Source organism: Sphingomonas qilianensis, assembly GCF_039614825.1.
GTDB lineage: Bacteria > Pseudomonadota > Alphaproteobacteria > Sphingomonadales > Sphingomonadaceae > Sphingomonas > Sphingomonas qilianensis.
In genome coordinates this window covers 49,365-72,226 of the sequence record NZ_JBDIMF010000006.1, presented here as the reverse complement: position 1 = coordinate 72,226, position 22,862 = coordinate 49,365, and the positions used below count along the sequence as shown (strand labels likewise).

Annotated in this window: 26 protein-coding genes and 2 tRNA genes; 16 read left to right on the top strand and 12 right to left on the bottom strand. The window is 64.9% G+C overall.

All coding sequences use genetic code 11. The annotated features are described in order from the left end of the window. The first annotated feature begins 5 nt into the window (after window positions 1–5). The 5 genes from phoU (at window position 6) to ABC969_RS13380 (ending at window position 3,894) form a co-directional block, all read left to right on the top strand. Entirely contained in the window at window positions 6–698 is a 693-nt protein-coding gene (gene phoU, locus ABC969_RS13400; protein WP_345865567.1) for a phosphate signaling complex protein PhoU, read from the top strand. A gap of 1 nt (window position 699) precedes the next feature. Then, window positions 700–1,392 (top strand): phosphate regulon transcriptional regulator PhoB, encoded by a 693-nt coding sequence (gene phoB, locus ABC969_RS13395; RefSeq protein ID WP_261292443.1) that lies wholly within the window; start codon window positions 700–702, stop codon window positions 1,390–1,392. A gap of 95 nt (window positions 1,393–1,487) precedes the next feature. Continuing rightward, window positions 1,488–1,763: a hypothetical protein gene (locus ABC969_RS13390; protein ID WP_345865564.1), complete on the top strand. Its 276-nt coding sequence runs from the start codon at window positions 1,488–1,490 to the stop codon at window positions 1,761–1,763. A gap of 105 nt (window positions 1,764–1,868) precedes the next feature. Then, window positions 1,869–2,768 (top strand): SDR family NAD(P)-dependent oxidoreductase, encoded by a 900-nt coding sequence (locus ABC969_RS13385; protein ID WP_345865562.1) that lies wholly within the window; start codon window positions 1,869–1,871, stop codon window positions 2,766–2,768. A gap of 88 nt (window positions 2,769–2,856) precedes the next feature. Beyond that, a complete protein-coding gene (locus ABC969_RS13380; RefSeq protein WP_345865561.1) occupies window positions 2,857–3,894 on the top strand; it encodes a hypothetical protein in 1,038 nt (345 codons plus the stop codon). Window positions 3,895–3,996: 102 nt separating this feature from the next. On the opposite strand, the gene ABC969_RS13375 is transcribed toward ABC969_RS13380, so the two are convergent. Together ABC969_RS13375 and epsC are read right to left on the bottom strand one after the other, a co-directional pair. Beyond that, on the bottom strand, window positions 3,997–4,341 hold the full coding sequence (locus tag ABC969_RS13375) for a DUF2794 domain-containing protein (RefSeq protein ID WP_345865559.1): 345 nt from the start codon (window positions 4,339–4,341) through the stop codon (window positions 3,997–3,999). Beyond that, window positions 4,342–5,016 (bottom strand): serine O-acetyltransferase EpsC, encoded by a 675-nt coding sequence (gene epsC, locus ABC969_RS13370; RefSeq protein WP_345865558.1) that lies wholly within the window; start codon window positions 5,014–5,016, stop codon window positions 4,342–4,344. A gap of 161 nt (window positions 5,017–5,177) precedes the next feature. Between epsC and ABC969_RS13365 the strand changes: the two genes are divergently transcribed. After that, a complete protein-coding gene (locus tag ABC969_RS13365) occupies window positions 5,178–5,945 on the top strand; it encodes a sulfite exporter TauE/SafE family protein (RefSeq protein WP_345865557.1) in 768 nt (255 codons plus the stop codon). Between the two features lie 124 nt (window positions 5,946–6,069). Here the strand turns inward: ABC969_RS13365 and ahpD are convergent, their stop codons facing one another. Both ahpD and ABC969_RS13355 read right to left on the bottom strand, forming a co-directional pair. Next, on the bottom strand, window positions 6,070–6,591 hold the full coding sequence (gene ahpD / locus ABC969_RS13360) for an alkylhydroperoxidase, AhpD family (protein ID WP_345865555.1): 522 nt from the start codon (window positions 6,589–6,591) through the stop codon (window positions 6,070–6,072). 140 nt (window positions 6,592–6,731) lie between these two features. Next, on the bottom strand, window positions 6,732–7,274 hold the full coding sequence (locus tag ABC969_RS13355; protein ID WP_345865553.1) for a peroxiredoxin: 543 nt from the start codon (window positions 7,272–7,274) through the stop codon (window positions 6,732–6,734). A gap of 151 nt (window positions 7,275–7,425) precedes the next feature. Here ABC969_RS13355 and ABC969_RS13350 point away from each other — a divergent pair, with 151 nt between their 5' ends. Continuing rightward, window positions 7,426–8,325 carry a hydrogen peroxide-inducible genes activator gene (locus ABC969_RS13350; protein ID WP_345865552.1) on the top strand — a complete coding sequence of 300 codons (900 nt, stop codon included), beginning with the start codon at window positions 7,426–7,428 and terminating at the stop codon, window positions 8,323–8,325. Between the two features lie 88 nt (window positions 8,326–8,413). Beyond that, the gene (locus tag ABC969_RS13345; protein ID WP_345865550.1) at window positions 8,414–9,040 is read left to right on the top strand and encodes a fasciclin domain-containing protein; all 627 of its coding nucleotides are present in this window, start codon (window positions 8,414–8,416) and stop codon (window positions 9,038–9,040) included. Here the strand turns inward: ABC969_RS13345 and ABC969_RS13340 are convergent. The 3 genes from ABC969_RS13340 to pgsA are packed head-to-tail and all read right to left on the bottom strand — an operon-like array spanning window position 9,037 to window position 10,300. Then, entirely contained in the window at window positions 9,037–9,477 is a 441-nt protein-coding gene (locus ABC969_RS13340) for a molybdenum cofactor biosynthesis protein MoaE (RefSeq protein WP_345865548.1), read from the bottom strand. The two genes, ABC969_RS13345 and ABC969_RS13340, sit on opposite strands and share 4 nt — an antisense overlap. Then, window positions 9,474–9,731 carry a molybdopterin converting factor subunit 1 gene (moaD, locus tag ABC969_RS13335; protein ID WP_345865547.1) on the bottom strand — a complete coding sequence of 86 codons (258 nt, stop codon included), beginning with the start codon at window positions 9,729–9,731 and terminating at the stop codon, window positions 9,474–9,476. Before moaD ends, ABC969_RS13340 begins: the two co-directional genes overlap by 4 nt. Window positions 9,732–9,733: 2 nt before the next feature. Beyond that, window positions 9,734–10,300 (bottom strand): CDP-diacylglycerol--glycerol-3-phosphate 3-phosphatidyltransferase, encoded by a 567-nt coding sequence (gene pgsA, locus ABC969_RS13330; protein ID WP_345865545.1) that lies wholly within the window; start codon window positions 10,298–10,300, stop codon window positions 9,734–9,736. 134 nt (window positions 10,301–10,434) lie between these two features. Between pgsA and ABC969_RS13325 the strand changes: the two genes are divergently transcribed. Further along, window positions 10,435–11,724 (top strand): MFS transporter, encoded by a 1,290-nt coding sequence (locus tag ABC969_RS13325; RefSeq protein ID WP_345865859.1) that lies wholly within the window; start codon window positions 10,435–10,437, stop codon window positions 11,722–11,724. A 138-nt stretch (window positions 11,725–11,862) separates the two neighbouring features. On the opposite strand, the gene ABC969_RS13320 is transcribed toward ABC969_RS13325, so the two are convergent. Continuing rightward, on the bottom strand, window positions 11,863–12,027 hold the full coding sequence (locus tag ABC969_RS13320) for a hypothetical protein (protein WP_345865543.1): 165 nt from the start codon (window positions 12,025–12,027) through the stop codon (window positions 11,863–11,865). Between the two features lie 160 nt (window positions 12,028–12,187). Between ABC969_RS13320 and ABC969_RS13315 the strand changes: the two genes are divergently transcribed. Continuing rightward, window positions 12,188–13,639: an ATP-binding protein gene (locus tag ABC969_RS13315; RefSeq protein WP_345865541.1), complete on the top strand. Its 1,452-nt coding sequence runs from the start codon at window positions 12,188–12,190 to the stop codon at window positions 13,637–13,639. 61 nt (window positions 13,640–13,700) lie between these two features. Here the strand turns inward: ABC969_RS13315 and ABC969_RS13310 are convergent. Both ABC969_RS13310 and ABC969_RS13305 read right to left on the bottom strand, forming a co-directional pair. Continuing rightward, window positions 13,701–13,776, bottom strand: a tRNA-Ala gene (locus ABC969_RS13310). Between the two features lie 92 nt (window positions 13,777–13,868). Continuing rightward, window positions 13,869–14,186 carry an FYDLN acid domain-containing protein gene (locus tag ABC969_RS13305; protein WP_332706317.1) on the bottom strand — a complete coding sequence of 106 codons (318 nt, stop codon included), beginning with the start codon at window positions 14,184–14,186 and terminating at the stop codon, window positions 13,869–13,871. A 103-nt stretch (window positions 14,187–14,289) separates the two neighbouring features. Here ABC969_RS13305 and aroA point away from each other — a divergent pair, with 103 nt between their 5' ends. Further along, complete coding sequence (gene aroA / locus ABC969_RS13300; protein ID WP_345865539.1) at window positions 14,290–15,636, top strand: 3-phosphoshikimate 1-carboxyvinyltransferase; 1,347 nt, start codon at window positions 14,290–14,292, stop codon at window positions 15,634–15,636. Beyond that, window positions 15,633–16,283, top strand: coding sequence for a (d)CMP kinase (locus ABC969_RS13295; protein ID WP_345865538.1), 651 nt, complete (start codon window positions 15,633–15,635; stop codon window positions 16,281–16,283). The genes aroA and ABC969_RS13295 overlap by 4 nt, the downstream gene beginning before the upstream one ends. Window positions 16,284–16,906: 623 nt before the next feature. Here ABC969_RS13295 and ABC969_RS13290 read toward each other — a convergent pair. Continuing rightward, window positions 16,907–17,404, bottom strand: coding sequence for a hypothetical protein (locus tag ABC969_RS13290; RefSeq protein WP_345865537.1), 498 nt, complete (start codon window positions 17,402–17,404; stop codon window positions 16,907–16,909). A gap of 251 nt (window positions 17,405–17,655) precedes the next feature. Continuing rightward, a complete protein-coding gene (locus ABC969_RS13285) occupies window positions 17,656–18,504 on the bottom strand; it encodes a hypothetical protein (protein WP_345865536.1) in 849 nt (282 codons plus the stop codon). A gap of 417 nt (window positions 18,505–18,921) precedes the next feature. Between ABC969_RS13285 and rpsA the strand changes: the two genes are divergently transcribed. The 4 genes from rpsA (at window position 18,922) to ABC969_RS13265 (ending at window position 22,857) form a co-directional block, all read left to right on the top strand. Continuing rightward, window positions 18,922–20,655: a 30S ribosomal protein S1 gene (gene rpsA / locus ABC969_RS13280; RefSeq protein ID WP_261295954.1), complete on the top strand. Its 1,734-nt coding sequence runs from the start codon at window positions 18,922–18,924 to the stop codon at window positions 20,653–20,655. Between the two features lie 201 nt (window positions 20,656–20,856). Then, on the top strand, window positions 20,857–21,138 hold the full coding sequence (locus ABC969_RS13275; RefSeq protein WP_345865533.1) for an integration host factor subunit beta: 282 nt from the start codon (window positions 20,857–20,859) through the stop codon (window positions 21,136–21,138). Window positions 21,139–21,189: 51 nt separating this feature from the next. Continuing rightward, window positions 21,190–21,275, top strand: a tRNA-Leu gene (locus tag ABC969_RS13270). Window positions 21,276–21,405: 130 nt separating this feature from the next. After that, window positions 21,406–22,857, top strand: a complete 1,452-nt coding sequence (locus tag ABC969_RS13265) for an ABC transporter substrate-binding protein (RefSeq protein WP_345865532.1) — start codon at window positions 21,406–21,408, stop codon at window positions 22,855–22,857. Window positions 22,858–22,862 lie beyond the last annotated feature (5 nt).

Genomic DNA, 22,862 nt, shown 5'->3' with positions numbered 1-22,862 from the left:
GCACCGTGAACACGCATACCGTAAAAGCCTTCGATCAGGATATCGGCGAGCTGCGCGCGCTGATCGCGCAGATGGGCGGTCTGGCCGAGCAGGCGATCCGCGATGCCGTGCAGGCGCTCACCCGGCACGATCTGGAGGCCGCGGCGCAAATCGTCGTTGGCGACAAGGCAATCGATGCGATCGAGATGAAGGTCGAGCAGCTCGCCGTACAGATCATCGCGCTGCGCGCCCCGATGGCGGACGACCTGCGCGAAGTGGTCGCCGCGATCAAGATCGGCGGCGTGATCGAGCGCATTGGCGATTACGCCAAGAATATCGCCAAGCGCGTGCCGCTGGTCGAAAATCACGGCGATCTCGCGCCGTTATCGATCCTGCCCGCGATGGCCAACCTGGCCATCAGCATGGTGCACGATGTGCTCGATGCGTTTGCCGCACGCGATGCCGAAGCCGCGCTCGACGTGTGCCAGCGCGATCGCCAGGTGGATGATTTCTACAACAGCCTGTTCCGCGTGCTCGTCACGCACATGATGGAAAATCCGGCCACGATCGGCCAGATGGCGCATCTGCTGTTCATCGCCAAGAATCTCGAACGGGTCGGGGATCACGCGACCAATGTCGCGGAGATGGTCTATTTTGCCGCCACGGGGCAGCATATGGTAGAGCGCGACCGCGGCGCACCACAGACGGGGGAGATCTGATATGGCACGCGCACGAATGCTATTGGTGGAAGACGATGCGGCACTCGCCGAGCTGCTCGTCTACCATTTCAAGCGTGAGGATTTCGAGATCGCGCACACCCCCGATGGCGAGGAGGCGCTGCTGCTGGCCAAGGAAAAAACCCCCGACATCGTGCTGCTCGACTGGATGGTCGAAAGTCTGTCCGGCATCGAAGTATGCCGCCGCCTGCGCCGCATGCCCGAGACGCAGAACGTGCCGATCATCATGCTGACGGCGCGTGGCGAAGAAGAAGACCGCGTCCGCGGGCTGGAAACCGGCGCGGACGATTATGTCACCAAGCCGTTCTCACCGCGCGAACTGGTCGCGCGTGTCGGCGCGGTGCTGCGCCGCGTCCGCCCGGCGCTGGCCGGCGAGCAACTGACCTACTCGGATATCGAGATGGACACGGTGGGCCACAAGGTCCGTCGTGGCGGCGAAGTCGTCCCGCTCGGACCAACGGAATTCCGCTTGCTGAAGCATTTCCTGGAGCATCCGGGCTGGGTGTTCAGCCGTGAGCGTCTGCTCGATGCGGTGTGGGGGCATGACAGCGATATCGAATCGCGCACCGTTGACGTGCACATCCGGCGCCTGCGCAAGGCGATCAACGGCGAGGACCGGCCGGACATCATCCGCACGGTGCGCTCGGCCGGTTATGCGCTGGATACTGGCGCATAGAAGACGAATCGTTGCCGTAACGATGGAGCCATGCCGCCGAACGTGCGTTTGCCCCCCATCGCCGCGTTGGCGTGACCGTTCTAGAGGAGACTTCCATGAAGATCATGCTCATCGCCGCATTGGCGTTCGCTGCCCCGGCATTCGCTCAGACGACCCCGCCAGCGGCAGACCCCGCCATGCAGGCCCCTGCCACCGATCCGGCCATGCCGGCTGCACCCGCCGATCCCGCCATGCCGGCCCCAGCGACCAGCACTACGACGACCATGACGATGGGTGCGCCGACGGTGACCCCGGCGCCAGCTCCCAAGGAAAGCTATCCGCGCTGCTCGAAGACCGTGACCGACGGCTGCATCCAGCGCGGCGGCAAGTAATCTGCGCGGGCGGATGCTGCACGGCGTCCGCCCTTGCTACCGGCGCTCGATCGCCTAGGAATGCGCTCACCATATTTGGCACCATATTTGGGGAGCGCTCTTTTTATGTCCATTCGTTTTGATGACCGTGTCGCGATCGTCACCGGCGCTGGTGGTGGTCTGGGCCGCGCCTATGCGCTCGACCTCGCCAAGCGCGGCGCCAAGGTGGTGGTCAACGATCTCGGCGCCGCGCGCGACGGCGCCGGCCAGTCCGATGCCGCGCTAAGCGTCGTTGCGGAGATCGAGGCAGCCGGCGGCATCGCGATGGCCAATGGCGGCAGCGTCACCGACTATGAACAGATGGTCGAGATGGTCGCCAAGGCGCAGGAAGCGTGGGGCGGCGTGCATATCGTCATCAACAATGCCGGCGTGCTGCGCGACAAGAGCTTCGCCAAGATGGAGCCAGCCGACTTCAAATTCGTCGTTGATGTTCATCTGAATGGCTCGGCCAACGTCACCAAGGCGGCGTGGGATGTGATGCGCGCGCAAAATTATGGCCGTGTGCTGATGACCGCCTCGTCGACCGGATTGTACGGCAATTTCGGGCAGGCCAATTATGGCGCGGCCAAACTCGGGCTGGCCGGGCTGACCAAGACGCTCGCCATTGAGGGCGCCAAGAACAACATCAAGGTCAACACCATCGCGCCGACCGCGGGCACGCGCATGACCGAGGACATCTTCCCCGCCGAAGCCTTCGCGGCCTTCTCGCCCGACAAGGTAGCGCCCGCCGCCCTGTATCTGGTGTCGGAGGACGCGCCCACCAACATGATTATCGGCGCCGGCGCCGGCGTGTTCCAGGCCGCCTATGTCACGCTGACGCAGGGTGCATTGCTCAGCGGCGATGACCTCTCGCCCGAGGGGATCGCGGCGCATTGGGCCGCGATTACCGATCGCAGCGGGGAAATGGTGCCGCAGAACGGCGCTGAGCAATCGATGAGCATCCTGAAGAAGCTGCAGGGGGCTTAAGCCTCCGCCGCGCGCAGCGGCGGCCCAAAGGTGTATTGCCAAGCTAAGCCACCCATGTCATCCTCAGCCAGCAACACAGGGATCGATCATGTATAGCGAAAGCGACATCGAGGGCGCCGTCGTGGCCGGGGCGATCAGCCCGCAGGCCGCCGCCGCGCTGCGCGCGCATATCGCGGTAACGCGCGACGCGCCGGCGGTGGACGAGGAAAGCTTCCGGCTGCTTACCGGCTTCAACGATATCTTCGTGTCGATCGCCATCGCTTTGCTGCTGGTGGCGTTGGCGCAGATCGGATCAACCTATTCGGTGGCCCTGGGTGGCGCGGCGGTTGCTGGCGCATCATGGTTGCTCGGCGAATATTTCACCCGCCGGCGCCGGATGGCCTTGCCCAGCATCCTGTTGTTGCTGGGCTTTACCGGCGGCGTGGCGGCAACGCTGCTGGGCCTGCTGATCGATACGCAGGCCGATGTCTCGCAGCAGACGCAGGCGATCATCAGCGCCGGCATCGGACTCCTCACGGCGGGCGCGGCATGGCTGCACTGGCGGCGCTTCATGGTGCCGATCACGATCGCCGCCGGCGCTGTGGCGCTGGTCGGCACCGCGGTGTCGCTGGTCATGGCCGCGGTTCCGGCGACGCGCGAGGCGATCTACCCGATCCTGCTCGCCGCCGGGCTGGCGGTGTTCGCGCTCGCCATGTGGTGGGACCTGTCCGACTCCAGACGGCTCACGCGGCGCGCCGATGTGGCCTTCTGGCTGCACCTCGCCGCCGCCCCGATGATCGCGCACTCGGTGTTCCAGATGCTCGGCGTGTTCGATCATAACAGCGGCGTGGGCATGGGCGTGATCGTGCTCGCGCTATACCTGCTGTTCGGCTTCATCGCGCTGGCCATCGATCGCCGCGCCTTGCTCGTCTCGAGCCTCGTCTACGTGCTGTATGCGATGTATGCGATCATCCGTTCGGCCGGCGCGGTCGAGCTTGGTGCGGCAATTACCGGGCTGATCATCGGCTCAGCGCTGCTCGTGCTTTCGGCTTTTTGGCATCGCATGCGTGGGCTGGTGGTGGGTACGCTGGGGGATCTCGGCCGCCGCTTGCCGCCGGTATCGGGGTTGGCGATGGCGAGCGCCTGATCGCGAACGTCACGCCAGCGAAAGCTGGGGTCTCAATTGGGCGGCGCAGCGCCCGCTCCATGAGATCCCAGCTTTCGCTGGGATGACGCCCTATCTAGGCGCTCACTCCGCCACCAGCTTCATCAGCCGCCGTTCGACCGGCGCCAGTACCGCCGCCAGCTCCTGCCCGCGCTTCAGCACCACGCCCGCCTCGCCGATCAGTGCCCACATGCCCTGGCGATTGCGCAGCGCCGGGCGCTTCTCGATGCGAAATTCGGGCCGCTCGGCCGCTCGGCGAAAGGCCGAGAAGATCGCCGCGTCGCGACCCAGATCCATGGCATAATCCTTCCAATGCCCGGCCGAGACCATGCGGCCATAAAGATCGAGGATGCGGTTCAGCTCGGCGCGTTCAAAGCCGACCTGCGTCGGCCCGCGAAACGGCAATGGAAAGGGCGTTACAACGCCCACTCAGGCGCGATCCCGCAGCGTGTCATTCTCTGCCAGCAGCGCGTCGAGCCGCTTGCGCATCGTCTCCAGTTCGCAGCGCAGCATTTCGACCTTCTGCGTTGCCGGATCGAACATGTCGCTGCACGGCGTGCCATAGGCGAGGAAGCCCGGCTCCTTGCGCCCGCCCTCGACCATCGTCGCGCGTGCCGGGATACCGACCATCACCGCGCCTTCGGGGACATCCTTGGTGACCACCGCGTTGGCGCCGACACGCCCGCCCTTGCCGACGATGATCGGCCCCAACACCTGCGCGCCCGAGCCGATGATCACGCCATCCGACAGCGTCGGGTGCCGCTTGCCCGCCACGCCATTGTCCGGGCTGGTGCCGCCCAGCGTCACGCATTGATAGATCGTGACGTTGTCGCCGATATGCGCGGTCTCGCCGATCACCACGAAACCGTGATCGATGAAGAAATTGCGCCCGATCGTGGCACCGGGATGGATATCGATGGCGGTCAGCATGCGCGACCAGTGATTGACGAGCCGCGCCAGGAAGAACCAGTTGGCCCTGAACAGGCGGTGCGCGATACGGTGATAGCCAAGCGCCCACACGCCCGGATAGGTCAGGATTTCCAGCCGCGATCGCGGCGCCGGATCGCGCGCCTTGATCGAATCGAGATAGGCGATCAGCCCCATGTGCGTCGTCTGCCCCTGTATGCGTCGTACGCAATCTAGGCGCTCCGATCGGCGATTTAAAGCACCGCCCCATGGGAAGTTTCCCGCCGCAAACCCTATCTTGCTTGTAGGATTTGCGCTGCTACGCAATCGAGAGGGGATAACGCCGTGTGGGGATTGCCTTGAGCCCGTATTTTTCGATCACCACCATCGAGGCGATTCTGCCGTTTATTGCGGTCGGTTTCGCCGCGCAGATGGTGGATGGGGCGCTCGGCATGGCCTTTGGCGTTATCTCCAACAGCCTGCTGTTGTGGCTCGGCGTGCCCCCCGCCATGGCCTCGGCCGGGGTCCACACGGTGGAGACGTTTACCACCGCGGTCTCGGGCATCAGCCACACGATCCATCGCAACGTCAATTGGCGGATGTTTTTCCGTTTGATGATCCCGGGCGTGATCGGCGGTGTGATCGGCGCCTATGTGCTGTCCAATCTCGATGCGGCGGCCGTGAAGCCGTATATCCTTGCCTATCTGGCGAGCATCGGCCTGTATCTGCTGTGGCGTTCGACGCATTATCCGGCGAAGGAACGCAAGCCCAAGGTGGTCGAGCCGCTGGGCCTGATCGGCGGTTTCCTCGATGCCGCCGGCGGCGGCGGCTGGGGGCCGGTGGTGACCTCCAATCTGCTGGTGCAGGGCGCCTCGCCGCGGATGACCGTGGGCACCGTCAACACCGCCGAGTTCTTCCTGACGACGACGATCTCCGCCACGTTCATCACGCAGCTCGGCTGGGAAGCATTCACGCTGGCGACGCTGGGGCTGCTGATCGGCGGCGTCATCGCCGCACCGTTCGGTGCGTTGCTCGCCAAACGCGTGCCGGCACAGCGCCTGATGTTCCTGGTCGGCGTGATCCTCACGCTGACCAGCGCGTTCAATCTGTATCAGGCGGTCAAGTAGGCGGGCACTACCCCAAGCCAATGGTCACCCCAGCGGAAGCTGGGGTCTCCGCGGGGCGAGCGCATCGCCCGCCCCGCAAAGATCCCAGCTTGCGCTGGGATGACGCCTGCTGTTCCCAAGACGATCAGTTCACCGATGCGTGCACGGTCGCCACGGCCTTCATCACCGCGCCGATGCGCACGGAGGTCTGGATCGCCTCCGCCGTGACGCCGGCCTTTTTCAGGATCTGCTCATGGCTGTCGATGCACATGCCGCAGCCGTTCATCGCGCTGACGGCCAGGCTGAACAGCTCGAAATCGACCTTGTCGATGCCCGGCTGGCCGATCACGTTCATGCGCAATTTGGCCGGCATGCGCTGATATTCGTCATTCCCTGCGAGATGCGTGAAACGATAATAGACGTTGTTCATCGCCATCACCGCCGCTGCGGCGCGCGCCGCGGTCGCGGCTTCGAGGGTCAGCTTGCCCGCGCATTCGGCTTCGGCGGCATCGACCAGCGGCTTATAGCCCGAGCCGTGCGCGCAGGTCAGCAACAAACCGTATTTCTGCTGATCGGGCAGATGCGTCTCGTTGAGCAGCGAGCCGACATTGAGCCGGATATCCTTGGCGTAATCCGGGAGCGTCCCGGCGAAATCCTTGAGTGACATGGTGCTTCCTATCCATAAACGCGTCACCCCAGCGCAGGCCGGGGTCTCGATGGGGCCGTCGCTCCGCGCGCCTCATAAAGACCCCGGCTTGCGCTGGGGTGACGGAGAATGGCCGGGGCAATTGCCCCGGCCGGTATCGATTACGCCGCCAGATGGAGGACGTCGTCGCCCTTGTTCCAGTTGCATGGGCACAGCTCGTCGGTCTGCAGCGCGTCGAGCACGCGGAGCGTCTCGGCGGGGTTGCGGCCGACGTTCAGCCCGTTGACCTGCACCGCCTGGATCACGTTGTCGGGATCGATGATGAACGTGGCGCGGAACGCGACATGCTCGTTCTTGTCGACGATGCCGAGCTGCGATGCCAGCACCGCGCCGTTATCCGCCAGCCACGGGAAATCGGCTGCGGCCAGATCGGGATCCGACTTGCGCCAGGCGAGGTGGACGTGCGCAGTATCGGTCGAGGCACCGATCAGCACGGCATCACGATCCTCGAAATCGCCCTTGAGGCCGGCATAGCCGACGATCTCGGTCGGGCAGACGAAAGTGAAATCCTTTGGCCAGTAGAACAGCACCTTCCACTTGCCCGGGAATGCATCCTGGCTGAGCGTCTCGCCGGCGGGGAGCGCCGAGGTGCCCTGCTGAACGGGGATGGTGAAGTCGGGGAGTTTGTCGCCGATGGTAAGCATGGGTGAGGCCTTTCTCTGAGAAAATCGGCCTTTGCAGATGCACCCCCTCGCAGCGCCTTGGCTGGCACTGTCATTGTTACCTTTGATATATAGGATAGCTTTTAATCGATCCAACAGGTTATTTAGCGCCGGTTGATCGATTGGAACGATAATGGCGACTTACCTGCCGACCCTGAAACAGCTGCAGTATCTCGTCGCGTTGAAAGACGCCGGGCATTTCGGGCGCGCCGCCGAAACGTGTTTCGTCACGCAATCCACGCTGTCGGCCGGCATCCGCGAGCTCGAGACGCTGATCGGCGTCGTGCTGGTCGAGCGCACGCGCCGCGTGGTGCGTTTTACGCCGCTGGGCGATCGCATCGCCGATAAGGCGCGCATCGTGCTGCGCGAGGCCGATGAACTGGGCGATATGGCGCGCGCCGCCGGGCGGCCGCTGTCGGGCGACATGCGCATGAGCGTGATCCCGACGATCGCGCCCTTCATGCTGCCGCGCATCCTGCCGCGGCTGCGCGAGAATTATCCCGATCTCAAACTGTTCCTACGCGAGGAGCCGAGCGGCGCGGCGTGCGAGGGCCTGCAGAACGGGCGCACCGATTGCGTGCTGCTGGCGCTGCCCTATACCTGCGGCGACGTGGCCAGCGCGCTGCTGTTCCACGATCGGCTGTTCGTCGCAGGGACCCCGGCGGAGCTGGGCGGCGACATGCCGACGATCCGCGCGCGCGATATCGATGAGACGCGCCTATTGCTGCTCGAAGACGGCCATTGCCTCAAGGATCACGCGCTCGCCGCCTGCAACCGCCCGGAAATACGCGCCGAGGCGACGATGCTGGGCACGTCGCTGCACACCATCGTGCAAATGGTTGATAACGGCCTTGGGGTGACATTGCTGCCCGAAATGGCGCTCAAGGCAGGCATTCTCGATCATACGGGGCTTACCGCGCGGCCGCTGGAGGCGGACAGCCCATCGCGCCAGATCGCACTCGTCTGGCGCCGCGCTTCCCCGCGCGAAAAGGACTTTCAGCTGCTCGCCAAGGTACTCGCCGAGGCGCGCTGATTGCGCATAAGTGAAACAAATTGCCGGTTGAATCGTATTTCTGGGGTGCGCTAGGCCTGAAGGCGCGCCAAACAATCCGGAGAATTTCATGACGTCCTACACCAAACTTCCCCTCGTCGCGCTGGTTGCAGCGTTCTCGATCGGCACCGTTTCGGCCCAGACGACGACAGCACCAACCGCCGCGCCCGCAGCGCCCACCGCTCAGGCTGCGCATGCTGCGGCTGTACCGAACCCCGATGTCGGCGGCGTAAAAATGGAGGCGACCAACACGATCGTCGCCAACGCAGCCGCCGCACCCAATCTGACGACCTTGGTCAAGGCCGTACAGGCCGCCGAGCTTTCCGCAACGCTGTCCGGCCCTGGTCCATTCACCGTGTTCGCACCCACTAACGATGCGTTCGGTCGCCTCGCCCCGGGCACCGTCGATACGTTGCTCAAGCCGGAGAACAAGGCACTGCTGACCAAGGCGCTGACTTATCACGTCGTGGCCGGCAGCATCTCGGCTGAGCAGTTGAAGGCGCAGATCACCGCCGGCGGCGGCAAGGCCACGCTGACCACCGTCGAAGGTGAGCCGCTGGTCGCTGAGTTCGTCAACAACGCGCTCAGCCTGACGGATGTGCATGGCAACAAGAGCTATGTCGAAACGCCCGATGTGCGCCAGTCGAACGGCATCGTCCATGTCGTTAACGGCGTGCTGCTGCCGAAGCTGACCTAAGCGCTCCACCGCGCGGCGGCGGCATCGTCGCTGTCGCGCGGTTCTACCCACTGGGCATCGGCCCCGCGGGTTTCGCGCTTCCAGAACGGCGCCTCGGTCTTCAGCCGATCGATCAGGAAGGCGCACGCCTCCAGCGCCGCCGCGCGATGCGGCGCGCTGACGCCCACGAACACGATGCGCTCCCCGGGATGCATCACCCCCACGCGGTGGACGATCGTCGCGGCCAGCAGCGACCAGCGCGCCTTTGCTAGTTCCGCCAGCCCGACCAGCGCCGCATTGGTTGCGCCCGGGTAATGTTCAAGCTCGAGCGTGCCCACGCCGTCATCGGCCCGCACCAGCCCGCTGAACGTTGCTACGGCCCCCGCCCCGTCCGCCTCGATCACGCTCATTTCCCGCGCGATGTCGATTGCGTCCGTATTGACGACGACGCGGATCATCCGCCGGTTACCGGAGGGAAGATCGCCACTTCGCGCGCGCCGACGATCGACGCGTCGGTGCCCACGAACAGCTGATCTACCGCCGCGCGCAGCCGCGTGCGATCGGCCAGCGCCTGCGCGTGGCCCGCGCTTAGCGTCGCCAGCCAGTCGATCAGCGCGGCGACCGTGTCGGTGCCGGCGGGCGGATCGACGCGCTCCTGCCCGGCGCCCACCGCTTCACGCACCCAGGCGAAATACAGCACATCCAGCGCCATGATCAGTCCATATGCTTCAGGCCGACGCGGAGATAATCCCAGCCGGTGATCACGGTCAGCACCGCCGCCGCCCACAAGGCCGCCAGCGAAATCGTCTGTAGCGCAGGCCAGGCGGGCAATCCGCCGGCCAGGATCAGCCCGCCGAGCGACACGAGCTGTAGCGTCGTCTTCCATTTGGCGAGCTTGGAGACCGGCACGGAAACCTGCAATTGCGCCAGGAATTCACGCAGGCCCGAAACGGCGATCTCGCGCAGCAGGATGACGAGCGCGGCGATCTGGTGGATGCCGGGGATCAGCGCCGGTTGCGCATCGCGGGTACCGACCAGCAGCAGGATCACCGCCGCCACCATGATCTTGTCGGCGATCGGATCAAGGAACACGCCGAGTTTTGAAACGGCGCCCTGCGCGCGGGCCAGATAGCCGTCGAAATAATCGGTGATGCCCATCAGGCAGTACAGGACGAACCCGGCGAGATAGCCGTCCGCCCAACCGGGCCACCACAACAAGGCAGCGAGCAACGGGATCGCCACGATTCGTGACAGGGTGAGGAGATTGGGCAGCGTCCACATCACCTTGCCCTATACCCGCCGGGCCGCTGGCGAAACCCCAGCGGCCCGCGGCACAGCGATAGCGGTTGCCGCTCATACATCCGCTCGGCTATGCCGCGGCCACGGTATCGCCACATCAAAGGCCATTTTCGACCATGCTCAATGCGCTCGGCCTTCTCAAAGAGCGCCGCTTCCTGCCGTTGTTCACCACCCAGTTTCTTGGCGCGTTCAACGACAATCTGTTCAAGCAGGCGATGGTGCTGTTCGCCACCTACAACATCTTCAACGATGCCAAGGCCGAGCAAGGGTTCAACGCGCTAGCCACCGGTCTGTCGACACTACCGTTCATCCTGTTTTCGGCGTTGGCCGGGCAACTGGCCGACACCAACGACAAAGCGAAGATCATCCGCATCGTGAAGACGGCGGAAATCCTCATCATGTTGGTCGGCGCTGCTGGTCTGTTGCTGGCCAAGGCCGGGCATACCCAGGCGGGCATTGTCTTCATGCTCGGCGCAGTATTCCTGCTCGGCGTGCACTCAACATTCCTGGGCCCGATCAAATACGCCATTTTGCCGCAGCATCTCGGCAAGAATGACGTGCTTGGCGGCACCGGGCTGGTCGAAGCGGGCACCTATATCGCCATCCTGATGGGCACGATTCTCGCTGGATACATATCGATCGAAACGGCGGCGATTGCCGTTCTCGTGGTTGCCGGGATCGGCTGGTTCGCCGGTCGCGAAGTTCCTCCCGCGCCACGCGAGGGCGCGAATCTGGAGATCAATTACAACCCGATCACCTCATCGTGGCGGCTGATCAGCGCGACGATGCATATCCCCCGGCTGTTCCTGGCGATTTGCGCGATCAGCTTTTTCTGGACGATCGGCGCCGTGCTGATCATCATCTTCCCGCCGCTGGTAAAAAACCTGCTGACCACCACGCAGGAGGTTGCCAGCCTGTTCACCGCCACGCTGTCGATCGGCATCGCCATCGGGTCGGTGGTCATCAACAGCCTGCTCAAGGGCCGGATCTCGGCCAAATACGGCGCGGCATCGGTGATCGCCATGGGCGTGTGCGTCGTCATCTTCTCGACCTTGGTCCGGATGTGGACTCCCGCCGCCCCCGGCCAGCTCTACGACTGGCGAGATTTCATCGCCCAGCCGAGCGCCATTCCGGTGATGCTGTCGCTGCTGGCCATCGCCGTCACCGGCGGCATGTTCGTCGTGCCGCTCTACGCTTTTCTCACCACAACGGTGACCAAAGACCAGACCGCGCGCACCGTCGCGGCCAACAACGTGGTCAACTGCACGTCGATGACGATCGGTGCGGTGGCGGTGATTTTCATCTCCTCGCTCGGTGTCACCCCGGAGGACATGCTGCTGCTCGTCGCCGCGATGTGCCTCGTCGCGGCCTGGCTGGCGCACAAGCTGCACAAGGCCTGCGACTAAGTCGCTATTAGCCTCTGCCCATCGTCATCCCAGCGAACGCTGGGATCTCATGCGGCATAGGGGGCAGGAAACGCACGAGACCCCAGCTTTCGCTGGGGCGACGCGCATTGCTCAGCCGCGGCCTGCGCCAGGGCGAATTCAGAAGATCAGCGTGTAGATGCAGATGAAGAAAGCAGTGAAGCTCAGCGCAAACAGCTTGAGATCGCTGTCATCAGGGTTGGCGCGCTTGACGCGCGGCGCACGGATGAGACGCGCGCGGATCGGGTGGCGCGGCGCGATGACGGAGAGATTCGGGCTGGACATGGGCGAGAGTTAACTAGTTGTTTACTATCCCGACAAGCGCTTTGCGCGGCGGCATTGTACAGACTTGGGACGCCGCATAGGCCCCGCAGCATTGGCAAACATTCCTGCCTCGTGCCTTACCCCTTGCCCCGCCCCGCCCGCATCGGCCACAGCGCCCAGCATGACGGTACAGGTGGATATGGGAATGGATTCGGGCGGCAGCCCCGTGTCCATGGACCTCGAGGAGCTCCTCGCCACCCGCTTGCTGGTGCAAGGCAATTCCGGATCGGGCAAATCACATCTGCTGCGCCGCCTGCTCGAAAAGAGCGCCGGCCATGTGCAGCAGATCATCATCGATCCCGAAGGTGATTTCGTCACGCTCGCCGAGCCGTACGGCCATGTCGTGGTAGAGGCAGTCAATTATTCGGTGGTCGAGATCGTCCGCTTCGCCGCGCGCTGCCGCGAATCGCGCGCTTCGGTGGTGCTCGATCTCGAAGGTCTCGATGCCGAAGGCCAGATGCGCTGCGCCGCGGCCTTTCTGGGGGCATTGTTCGATGCCCCGCGCGAGCATTGGTATCCCGCGCTGGTGATCGTCGACGAAGCGCAGGTCTTTGCGCCATCGGTCGGCGGCGATGTGGCCGAGGATGTGCGCAAGGCATCGCTCGCCGCGATGACCAACCTGATGTGCCGCGGGCGCAAACGCGGGCTGGCCGGCGTCATCGCCACGCAGCGGCTCGCCAAATTGGCCAAGAACGTCGCTGCCGAGGCCTCCAACTTCCTCATGGGCCGCACCTTCCTCGATATCGACATGGCGCGCGCGGCGGATCTGCTCGGCATGGAACGCCGCCAGGCCGAGGCGATTCGCGATCTTGCGCGCGGCACCTTCCTGGCGCTCGGCCCCGCCGTGTCGCGCCGCCCGGTCTCGATCCGCATCGGCGCGGTCGAAACATCGGCGCGAAGCGGCAGCCCGATCCTCACCCCGCTCCCCGCCAAACCGGGCCGCGACATGCAGGACATGCTGGCGGCGGAGGCGGAACAGCCGCAATTCGTCATGCCTGCGCGCGCGCCCAAACCGGCGCCGGTCGAGCAAGTGCTGGGCGATATGGACGAGGACGCGCCCCCCGCCCCCTCCTCGCTGCCCGACCAGCCCGAGATCGACACCGCGCAGGTCACCGCCGATGTGCTGCGCGCGATCGTCGCCGACGACGAGGGTGCATCGCGCTCGGCGGCGGTGCTGTTCCAGGATTTTCAGGTGCGCTGCCGCATGGTCGGCGTGCAGCGTTCGCCGCTCGATCTGTCGGCCTTTGCCCGCCGCCTGGCCGCCGCCCGGGCGGGCATTTTCGACGGGCTGGAGGAGGAATGGGCGCCGGTGATCGAGATCGCGCAGGATCTGCCCGATGACATGCTGGGCGCGTTCCTGCTCATCGCCCGCGCCGCACGCGATGGCGATCTGTGCCCGACCGACCATGACGTGGCGCGGATTTACGGCACCAGCTCGCTCGGCCGGGCGCGGCGCGTGATGAGCTATATCGAGGGGCGCAACATGTTCGTGACGCGCATCGATCTGGCCGGCAAGCGCTCGATCACCATCCCGCGGCTCGGCTGGACGACGCAGGCGGCGGACGCGGCCTGAACTGCGCTTCGGCGATCCCGGGCGGCGGGCGTACCCGCATTTATAGATAGAATTAGGGAAATGGTGGAGCCGAGGGGGATCGAACCCCTGACCTTTCGCATGCCATGCGAACGCTCTCCCAGCTGAGCTACGGCCCCATCTCCCGGGTGGGTTGGCCCCGGGAAGGCGCTGCCCCTAAACGGGCCTCGCCGCTTTGGCAAGCGGTGTCGAACACCGCTTGCCGATTAACTTAATGCTCGTCCTGCTCGACCGGCGTTTCCACGCCCAGATCGTCGTCACCGCCGAGATCGACCTCGTCGTCGGGCGAGGGCTCCTCGTCTTCACCGGTGTCGATATCCTCGTCGTCGCCGGCGAGATCGTCGTCCTTCTTGACCAGCTCAGGCTTGGCCTGCTCGAACGGCAGCGGCTGCTTGGATTTCAGGATCGGTTCGGGCGTCCAGGTCGAGCTGCATTCGATGCAGGTGACCGGATCTTCCTTGCCCAGATCGTAGAAGCGCGTTGCGCATTTCGGGCACGTGCGCTTCGTGCCCCATTCGGCCTTGACCATGGCTTGGTTGAACCTTTCGAAATTCGGGAGTTTGCTAAGGGATACTCAGCAAAGTGGGGCGCGCCTTGCCATAGCACAAGCGCACTGTCAAAGCGCAGGGCCGATGCCACACCCCGCCCCCACCCCCCGCACCATCCATCGTTCCGGCCCGCTCACCGGCCGAGTCAGCGTCCCCGGCGACAAGTCGATCAGCCACCGCGCGCTGATGCTGTCGGCGCTGGCGGTGGGGACAAGCCGCATCGAGGGGCTGCTGGAGGGCGAGGACGTGCTGGCCACCGCCGCGGCGATGCGCCAGATGGGCGCGGAGATCACGCGCGACGAAGACGGCGTGTGGCATGTCCACGGCGTCGGCGTCGGCGGGCTGATGCAGCCGGCGCAGGCGCTGGAGATGGGCAATTCCGGCACCTCGACCCGCCTGCTGATGGGCCTGATCGCCAGCCATGCCATCACCGCGACCTTGACCGGCGATGCCTCGCTCTCCGCCCGCCCAATGGCGCGGGTGATCGAACCGCTGTCGCAGATGGGCGCGGATATCACCGCCAGCCCCGGCGGGCGCCTGCCGCTGATGGTGCGGGGCATGAACCCCGCCGTGCCGATCAGCTACACGCTTCCGGTCGCCTCGGCGCAGGTCAAATCCGCAATCCTGCTCGCCGGGCTCAACACCCCCGGCATCACGCGCGTGATCGAGCCGGTGGCGACGCGCGATCATAGCGAGCGCATGCTTGCCGGGTTCGGCGCGGATCTCACCGTGGAGCAGACGGCGGAAGGCCGCGTCATCTCGCTGGTCGGCGAGGCCGAGCTCAAGCCGCAGCATATCGTCGTGCCGGGTGATCCCTCCTCCGCCGCGTTCCTGGTGGTCGCAGCAACGATCGTGCCCGGCTCCGACATCCTGGTCACCAATGTCGGGCTCAACCCGACCCGCGCCGGCATCTTCACCGCGCTGCGGCTGATGGGCGCCGACATCACCGAGCAGGACGCGCGCACCGTGGGCGGCGAGCCGGTCGCCGATCTGCGCGTGCGCCATGCGCCGCTCCATGCGATCGAGGTGCCGCCCGAACTCGCGCCAAGCATGATCGACGAATATCCCGTGTTGTTCGTCGCCGCCGCCTGCGCCACCGGGCGCACGGTCGCGCGGGGGGCACACGAATTGCGCGTCAAGGAATCGGATCGCATCGCCGCGATGGTCGCCGCGCTCGGCGCGATCGGCGTGGCCACCGAGGAGTTTGACGATGGGCTGGCGATCACCGGCAGCGGTGGAGCCCCCCTCCCCGGCGGCGGCACGATCGCCTCTTTGCTCGATCATCGCATCGCCATGAGCCTGGCGGTCGCGGCGATGGTCTGCGCAGGCCCGGTGACGATCGACGATGTCGCGCCGGTCGCCACCAGCTATCCGATCTTCTTCGCGACGCTCGACACGCTCAAGGAAACGACCGAATTGGCTGCCTCATGATCATTGCCGTCGATGGACCCGCCGCCTCGGGCAAGGGCACGATCGCCCGCGCGCTGGCGCGGCATTTCGGGCTGCCGCAACTCGATACCGGGTTGCTGTACCGCGCGGTGGCGGAGAAGGTGACGCGGATGGAACTGGATCACAGCATCGAGGCGGATGCGGTGGCGGCGTGCGATTTCGACGATGCGTTGCTGGACGATCCGGTGTTGCGCCAGGACGAGGTCGGCAAGCTCGCCTCGATCGTCTCGGCGCATCCGCTGGTCCGCGCGGCGCTGTTTCACCGCCAGAAGCGCTTCGCCGCGCAGCCCGGTGGCGCGGTGCTCGACGGGCGCGACATCGGCACAGTAATCGCGCCCGACGCCGACGCCAAATTGTTCGTCCGCGCCACCCCCTCGATCCGCGCCAAGCGCCGCCATGCCGAACTGCGCGCGCAGGGCTCGACGCTCAGCCTCGACAAGGTGCTGGCGGACATCCGCGCGCGCGATCTGCGCGATTCGACCCGCAGCACGGCGCCGCTGGTGGCAGCGCAGGATGCGGCGTTGCTGGATACCAGCTTCCTGTCGATCGAGGCCTCGGTGCAGCGCGCGATCGAGCTGGTCGAGCGGCAAGTGGCGCTGAAGGCGGAGCGGGACGCGCATCGGGGCTGAGCCGCCCGGGGCTGATCCGCTCAGGGCTGAGCCGCCCCACACGCCGTCACCCCGGACCTGTTGCGGGGTCTGCCGAGCCGGCATGCACTAGCGGTGAGGAGGGCAATCCGCCCACCGGACCATTCCATACACTGTAGCGCAGGCGTCCGCTCGATCATCAGCCGCCATTTTTGCCGCGCGGCAGACCCCGGACCAAGTCCGGGGTGACAATGTGGCTGCAGGTGACCGGCGTAAATTGAAGGCGACCGCGATTCGCCCGACCGACCACTTGGGGATCGGCGAATGTTGACAAAGTTGACCCGCTGACGCGGGTTTTTGCCGTATGCGCCGGTGACGCGCCTGCGACGCATCACTAAAGCACCACCTTCGCGACAGTGACGCTCCAGCGGCGCACGGCTCCGCGCGGTCTGCTACACTTGCCCTGCAACGTGCGCCACGATGCACCGCAACAGCGAGCGCCGTGCGTGGCGGTCCGGCGGCAGGAGCCGACAGAGCTGACGATATCAAAGACCGCCTAAGAACATTTCAGACGAAATCCAACATTGCAAGCAATGTCGTGTTCTGGGTGGACTGCGGACTGGCGGTTTCGGAAGGCGATTGGCTGGAAAGCAGACCTTGTCGCCCTATCGATCAGACGCGATGGCGACAACATAGCCCTGCTGTGGAACGACGATCAGCGTGCGCCCTCCTGCTGTCTGGTAAAAGCCACCCGCCCGCTGAACAGCCTCTGGTATACCTGTTGGCCACCTCCAGCTTCGATCCATTGCGCAGTGCATGAGGTACAAAGATCCATCAGGCTTAATCGCGTCTGAAATCGGTGTCTTCTGCCACTTGCCCCCAAAGTATTTGTGACGCGCACGGTTGGCAGGTGTGTCGATGTCGTCGAAGAAGCTTAACCCTCTAGATTTCAGGGCGGCAACTGTGCGTGCCTTCAAACTGAAGACCTGAGCTCCTTGATAGCTTAGGATGTCCCCGCAGCTACCTTCCGCATAGAACAGCCCCGTCTCAAGCTTGGCAGGGATCGCCCTGCGTTGCCATTCCATGTTGGCAATCGCACAACCGCCACGGGCAAGAAGAACACAGGCGATTGACGCGCCTATGACTTTCACGACGCGGTTCATTCACTTAGCTCCTCAACGCCATCATGTCTTAGCAGGCGGCAGCTTACGAAGAGTGAAGAAGAAGCCAAAACGGCGACAAATGGGCGATTTGCGACCGGCAGCTTTACCGCCTGATAGCGGCCAGTCGGCTTTCAGGCGCTCCGCGCGCCTTGGCCGGTCGTGAACGGCGATAGAAGGTGAAAACCGGAATAGCCCTTTTTGGCACTCGATTGGCGAAAGGGGACGCTCCTTAGGTTAGATCACGACGGCAGCTACGAATCTACGACGAACTTCCACGGCGATAACACAGGAAAGTCAGCGATGGAGAATGCCCGATAGGGCGCAACCGCTTCCACCTCCGGCCCGAACGGTCGACCCAACTGATCCGAGATTTCCGCAAGCAGCGGGTCTGCACCGTTCTCGGCAGTGATCCCGTAAATTGTCATGGCCTCGTGCATACGGAGCCGGACTGCCATAGTGCCTTGGTCGCGTAGTGCTTGGTACTTGAGGTTCATTTGATCGCGGAGGTCTTCGCCGCCATGATAAACAGGTTCAGCCTTGATACCGACACCTTCGAACATCGCATCCCATTCTGGATCATGATGCCCGTTCGGAACCAGCCATGCGAGCAATCGGCCAAATGGTCCAAGCGGGCGCCCCATGAAGCGATAGTGCATCGCCAGCGTTAGTTTCAGCGCCAGCATGGTAAAGTGTGGACTCCAAACATTGGGGTCCAGCGTGATAAAGTCCTCGCCGGTATAGCCGGGAGGTGGCGCGCTGATCTGCGAACGAAGCCCAGCAGCCAATTCCTCGCTGGGAACGACATCAGAGAGCAGGGCGGGACGGTTGGCGTTGGCGGAATTCACACGGGTGAGCCATGCAGCATGATCGGCTTCCATCATCGCAACGGGCAGAACAACCAACGACATCGCTTCCTCCGCTGACCGCGATATATCTTGGCAAGATTCACAGGATGGAAACAGTGAATCGTCGGGCATCCGCTTGCCGCGAAAAAATACACGCGCCGGCTGATGATCGATCGATGTGGACGCCTCCCTGCCACCACAGAAGCAGCACAAGGGATGGGCTCTAAGAAACGCAGCTCTTGTTTTGGCCTTCACGTCCTACGTCCTGTTGTTGGTCCTACTCCAAATAAGCAAAGGCGATCGAGGCGTGCGCGCCTGCACCTTGGATGGCGCCCCCCCCCTCTCATGGTAGGGAACGATTTAATATCCGGGATCGGGCGTCGTGGTTCAACCTTTCACCCCCTCACACAAAAGCGCGCCGCACGGCGAGCGCACCCGCGCTTACCTTGCCAATTCTCCCTCCTTGCGCTACCAACGCCTCCGTCCGGCGGGCTTTGCTCTCGGAGGAAGGCGCCGAGTCTCGTCTCGTGCGCCCTTTTCGCATAGGCTGCGATCTCCTCCCTCATCGTCCGAACGGATGCTGCGATCGGCACTCGGCCGCCGTGGCGCTTTGGCCAAGACCGCCGGACACAACCGGCTGGCCGGAAACTGAACTTAGGACGATCCCTCTTTATGGCCACTCAGGCACATCCTACCCGCGACGATTTCGCCGCCATGCTCGATGAACAGTTCGGCGGCGCCGACAGCTTCGAAGGCCGCGTCGTCAAGGGCACCGTTACCGGCATCGAAAACGACCTCGCCGTCATCGACGTCGGCCTCAAGTCCGAAGGCCGCGTGCCGCTGCGCGAATTCGCCGCGCCGGGCCAGAAGGCCGATCTCAAGATCGGTGACGAAGTCGAAGTCTATGTCGACCGCGTCGAGAACATCCACGGCGAAGCGATGCTGTCGCGCGATCGCGCGCGCCGCGAAGCCGCCTGGGACAAGCTGGAAACCGAATTCGCCAAGACCGCGCGCGTCGAAGGCACGATCTTCGGCCGCGTGAAGGGTGGCTTCACCGTCGACCTCAACGGTGCCGTGGCCTTCCTGCCCGGTTCGCAGGTCGATATCCGCCCGGTGCGCGACGTGACCCCGCTGATGGACATCCCGCAGCCGTTCCAGATCCTCAAGATGGACCGCAAGCGCGGCAACATCGTCGTCTCGCGTCGTGCGATCCTCGAAGAGACGCGCGCCGAGCAGCGTTCGGGCCTGATCCTGAGCCTCGCTGAAGGCCAGATCATCGACGGCGTGGTCAAGAACATCACCGATTATGGTGCGTTCGTTGATCTGGGCGGCATCGATGGCCTGCTGCACGTCACCGATCTCAGCTACAAGCGCGTCGGTCATCCGAGCGAAGTGCTGAACATCGGCGATGTCGTGAAGGTGCAGATCATCCGCATCAACAAGGACACGCAGCGTATCTCGCTCGGCATGAAGCAGCTCGAGAGCGATCCGTGGGATGGCGCGATGGCCAAATATCCGATCGGCGCCAAGCTGTCGGGCCGCGTGACCAACATCACCGAATATGGTGCGTTCGTCGAACTGGAGCCGGGCATCGAAGGCCTGGTGCACGTGTCCGAAATGTCCTGGACCAAGAAGAACGTCCATCCGGGCAAGATCGTGTCGACCTCGCAGGAAGTCGAAGTCATCGTGCTGGAAGTCGATTCGGACAAGCGCCGCATCAGCCTCGGCCTCAAACAGGCACAGGCCAATCCGTGGGATGCCTTCCTGGAAGCGCATCCGATCGGCTCGACCGTCGAAGGCGAAGTCAAGAACGCGACCGAATTCGGTCTGTTCATCGGCCTCGACAACGATGTCGACGGCATGGTCCACATGTCCGACATCGCCTGGGGCGTATCGGGCGAGGACGCGCTCAACCTGCATCGCAAGGGTGAGACGGTTCAGGCCATCGTGCTCGATATCGATGCCGAGAAGGAGCGGATCTCGCTGGGCATGAAGCAGCTCGAGCGTGGCGCTCCGGCGGCCGGCGGCGTTGCCGCAGGCGGCACGGCAGCGGCGGGTTCGGGTCTCAACAAGAACCAGATCGTCACGGTCACCGTGCTCGAAGTCCGCGATGCGGGTCTCGAAGTGCAGGTCGGCGACGATGGCGCGACGGGCTTCATCAAGCGCACCGATCTCGGCCGCGATCGCGACGAGCAGCGCCCCGAGCGCTTCCAGGTCGCGCAGAAGTTCGATGCGATGGTCACCGGCTTCGATCGCTCGAAGAAGCCGACCTTCTCGATCAAGGCGATGCAGATCTCGGAAGAGAAGCAGGCCGTGGCACAATATGGCTCGTCCGATTCGGGCGCATCGCTGGGCGACATCCTGGGCGCAGCGCTGAAAGCACAGGGCGGCGACGCCAAGAAATAAGGGTCTGGTCGACTGACCGGCCCATCGGGGCGGGAGGGGCAACCCTCCCGCCCTTTTTTTTGTGCCAAAACGGCCCTACACTGCTGCTATCACATTGACCCTGATCAAGTTATCGTTACGCATACTCTATATTCCGCCAGATATTCTGGTGTTCCCGGGCCGCATGTAAGCGGGCCGGTTGCCAGAAATGGGGGGCGCATCATGATCCGATCCGAGCTTGTCGAAACGCTGTCACAGGACAATCCCGATCTCGCGCTGCGCGACATCGAGGCGATCGTCAGCACGTTCTTCGATGAAATCGTCAAACGACTGGCGCAGGACGGTCGTGTCGAGCTGCGCGGGTTCGGCGCTTTCTCGACCCGCGCGCGCGATGCGCGCACCGGTCGCAACCCGCGGACCGGCGAGACCGTCGAAGTCGAGGCGAAACGCGTGCCCTATTTCAAGCCGGGCAAGGAGATGCGCGCGCGGCTCAACGTCGAGTAGCGCCAAGCACGGTTGACGGCGCCCCCCTGTCCGCGCCACGAGGCGCGCAGTGCGGACGTGGCGGAATGGTAGACGCCGGAGACTTAAAATCTTCTGCCCTTCGAGGCGTGCGGGTTCGAGTCCCGCCGTCCGCACCACGGTCTGCCCGCTGCCCGCTGCCCGCGATATTGATCAACTTTATCAATCCGTCAGGCCGGCAGCGGTGGCGCCCCCGGGCTGCGGGTGGCAGGATGCGCCGATGATGCGCGCCGCCCCATTCGACCGACCGTGATCCCCCGCGCCGCCCTGCTGATCGCCGCGCTGCTGCTGGCAGCGTGCGACGCGCGACGCGACGCCGGACAGATCGTGGTCAGCGCGATCGGCGGTGATCTGCGCGTCGACCAGCCGGAGCCTAAAGATCCGGACTTCGCCCGGCGGGTAATGCTCGACGCCACCGCGCAAGGGCTGGTGCGCTTCGACGCCGCAGGGCAGGTCGAACCCGGCATCGCCGAGCGCTGGATCGTGATCGACAACGGCATGAGCTATATCTTCCGGCTGCGCGACGCGACCTGGCAGGATGGCAAGCCGGTCACCGCGGCGCAGGTGGTGACGCTGTTGCGCCGACGCCTGGCGGGATCGGGCAATGCACTGCGCCCGTTCCTCAGCGCGATCGACGAGATCGTCGAGATGACGCCGCAAGTGATCGAGGTGCGGCTGAACCGGCCGCGTCCCGATCTGCTCAAGCTGTTCGCGCAACCCGACATGGCCATCTTCCGCGCCCGCCCGCCCGGCGGCAGCGGCCCGCTGCGGGTGATCAGCATGGCGCGCCAGCAGACGGTGCTGCGCGCCGACGTGGATCTCACGCGCTCGCCCGACGATGTTGCCCCGCCCGATGCCCGCAACGACGTCCGGCTGAGGGCCGAGCGGGCGGCGCTGGCGGTGGCGCGCTTTGCCGCGGGCAAATCCGATCTCGTCAGCGGGGGGAGCTTTGCCGATTGGCCGCTGCTCGCCACCGTCGATATCGCGCCGATCAACCGCCGGCTCGATCCCGCGGCGGGGTTGTTCGGGCTGGCGGTGACCGAGCGCAGCGGTTTTCTGGCCGAGGCGGCGCACCGCGCGGTGATCGCCGCGGCGATCGATCGGCCGGCGGTGTTGGCGGCGTTCACCCCGGCCTGGCTGCCCGTCAACCAGTTGCTCCCCGAACAGCTCGACTCCGCCGCGCTGCCGGTGGCGCCGGCCTGGGCCAGCATCCCCGCCGACGCGCGGCTGGCCAATGCGCGGCGCATGGTGGCGGCGTGGCAAGCAACGCATCCGGGCCAGTTGACGTTGCGCATCGCGCTGCCCAGCGGGCCAGGCGCGACATTGTTATACGGCCGGATCGGCGCCAGCCTTCGCGCGATGGGCATCCAGCCGGCGCGCGTCGGGCACAAGGATCCGGCCGACTTGCGGCTGATCGACGCAGTGGCGCCGTATGACAGCGCGCGCTGGTATCTCGCCACGGCCTGCGCGCCCTGCGGCACGGAGGCGAGCGACGCGATCGAGTCGGCGCGCCTGGCCCCCGATGCCGCCACGCGGGCGCTGCGCATCGCCGCAGCAGACAGCGCTTTGGCCGCCGACAGCGCCTTTATTCCGCTCGCCCGACCGTTGCGCTGGTCGCTCGTCGCGGTGCGGCTTGACCGCTGGCAAGGGAACGCCCGCGCCTGGCATCCGTTGAATCACCTGCGTAACGACACCAAGTGAGTTCC

Coding starts and splice junctions, on each gene's coding strand:
- ABC969_RS13390 (WP_345865564.1), top strand. CDS start 1,488: ATGAAGATCATGCTCATCGCCGCATTGGCGTTCGCTGCCCCGGCATTC.
- ABC969_RS13275 (WP_345865533.1), top strand. CDS start 20,857: ATGATCCGATCCGAGCTTGTCGAAACGCTGTCACAGGACAATCCCGAT.
- ABC969_RS13380 (WP_345865561.1), top strand. CDS start 2,857: ATGTATAGCGAAAGCGACATCGAGGGCGCCGTCGTGGCCGGGGCGATC.
- ABC969_RS13355 (WP_345865553.1), bottom strand. CDS start 7,274: ATGCTTACCATCGGCGACAAACTCCCCGACTTCACCATCCCCGTTCAG.
- ABC969_RS13320 (WP_345865543.1), bottom strand. CDS start 12,027: ATGTCCAGCCCGAATCTCTCCGTCATCGCGCCGCGCCACCCGATCCGC.
- ABC969_RS13340 (WP_345865548.1), bottom strand. CDS start 9,477: ATGATCCGCGTCGTCGTCAATACGGACGCAATCGACATCGCGCGGGAA.
- ABC969_RS13290 (WP_345865537.1), bottom strand. CDS start 17,404: ATGAACCGCGTCGTGAAAGTCATAGGCGCGTCAATCGCCTGTGTTCTT.
- ABC969_RS13305 (WP_332706317.1), bottom strand. CDS start 14,186: ATGGTCAAGGCCGAATGGGGCACGAAGCGCACGTGCCCGAAATGCGCA.
- ABC969_RS13315 (WP_345865541.1), top strand. CDS start 12,188: ATGACGGTACAGGTGGATATGGGAATGGATTCGGGCGGCAGCCCCGTG.
- pgsA (WP_345865545.1), bottom strand. CDS start 10,300: ATGTGGACGCTGCCCAATCTCCTCACCCTGTCACGAATCGTGGCGATC.
- phoB (WP_261292443.1), top strand. CDS start 700: ATGGCACGCGCACGAATGCTATTGGTGGAAGACGATGCGGCACTCGCC.
- ABC969_RS13325 (WP_345865859.1), top strand. CDS start 10,435: ATGCTCAATGCGCTCGGCCTTCTCAAAGAGCGCCGCTTCCTGCCGTTG.
- ABC969_RS13350 (WP_345865552.1), top strand. CDS start 7,426: ATGGCGACTTACCTGCCGACCCTGAAACAGCTGCAGTATCTCGTCGCG.
- rpsA (WP_261295954.1), top strand. CDS start 18,922: ATGGCCACTCAGGCACATCCTACCCGCGACGATTTCGCCGCCATGCTC.
- aroA (WP_345865539.1), top strand. CDS start 14,290: ATGCCACACCCCGCCCCCACCCCCCGCACCATCCATCGTTCCGGCCCG.
- ABC969_RS13385 (WP_345865562.1), top strand. CDS start 1,869: ATGTCCATTCGTTTTGATGACCGTGTCGCGATCGTCACCGGCGCTGGT.
- ABC969_RS13295 (WP_345865538.1), top strand. CDS start 15,633: ATGATCATTGCCGTCGATGGACCCGCCGCCTCGGGCAAGGGCACGATC.
- ABC969_RS13345 (WP_345865550.1), top strand. CDS start 8,414: ATGACGTCCTACACCAAACTTCCCCTCGTCGCGCTGGTTGCAGCGTTC.
- moaD (WP_345865547.1), bottom strand. CDS start 9,731: ATGGCGCTGGATGTGCTGTATTTCGCCTGGGTGCGTGAAGCGGTGGGC.
- ahpD (WP_345865555.1), bottom strand. CDS start 6,591: ATGTCACTCAAGGATTTCGCCGGGACGCTCCCGGATTACGCCAAGGAT.
- epsC (WP_345865558.1), bottom strand. CDS start 5,016: ATGGGGCTGATCGCCTATCTCGATTCGATCAAGGCGCGCGATCCGGCG.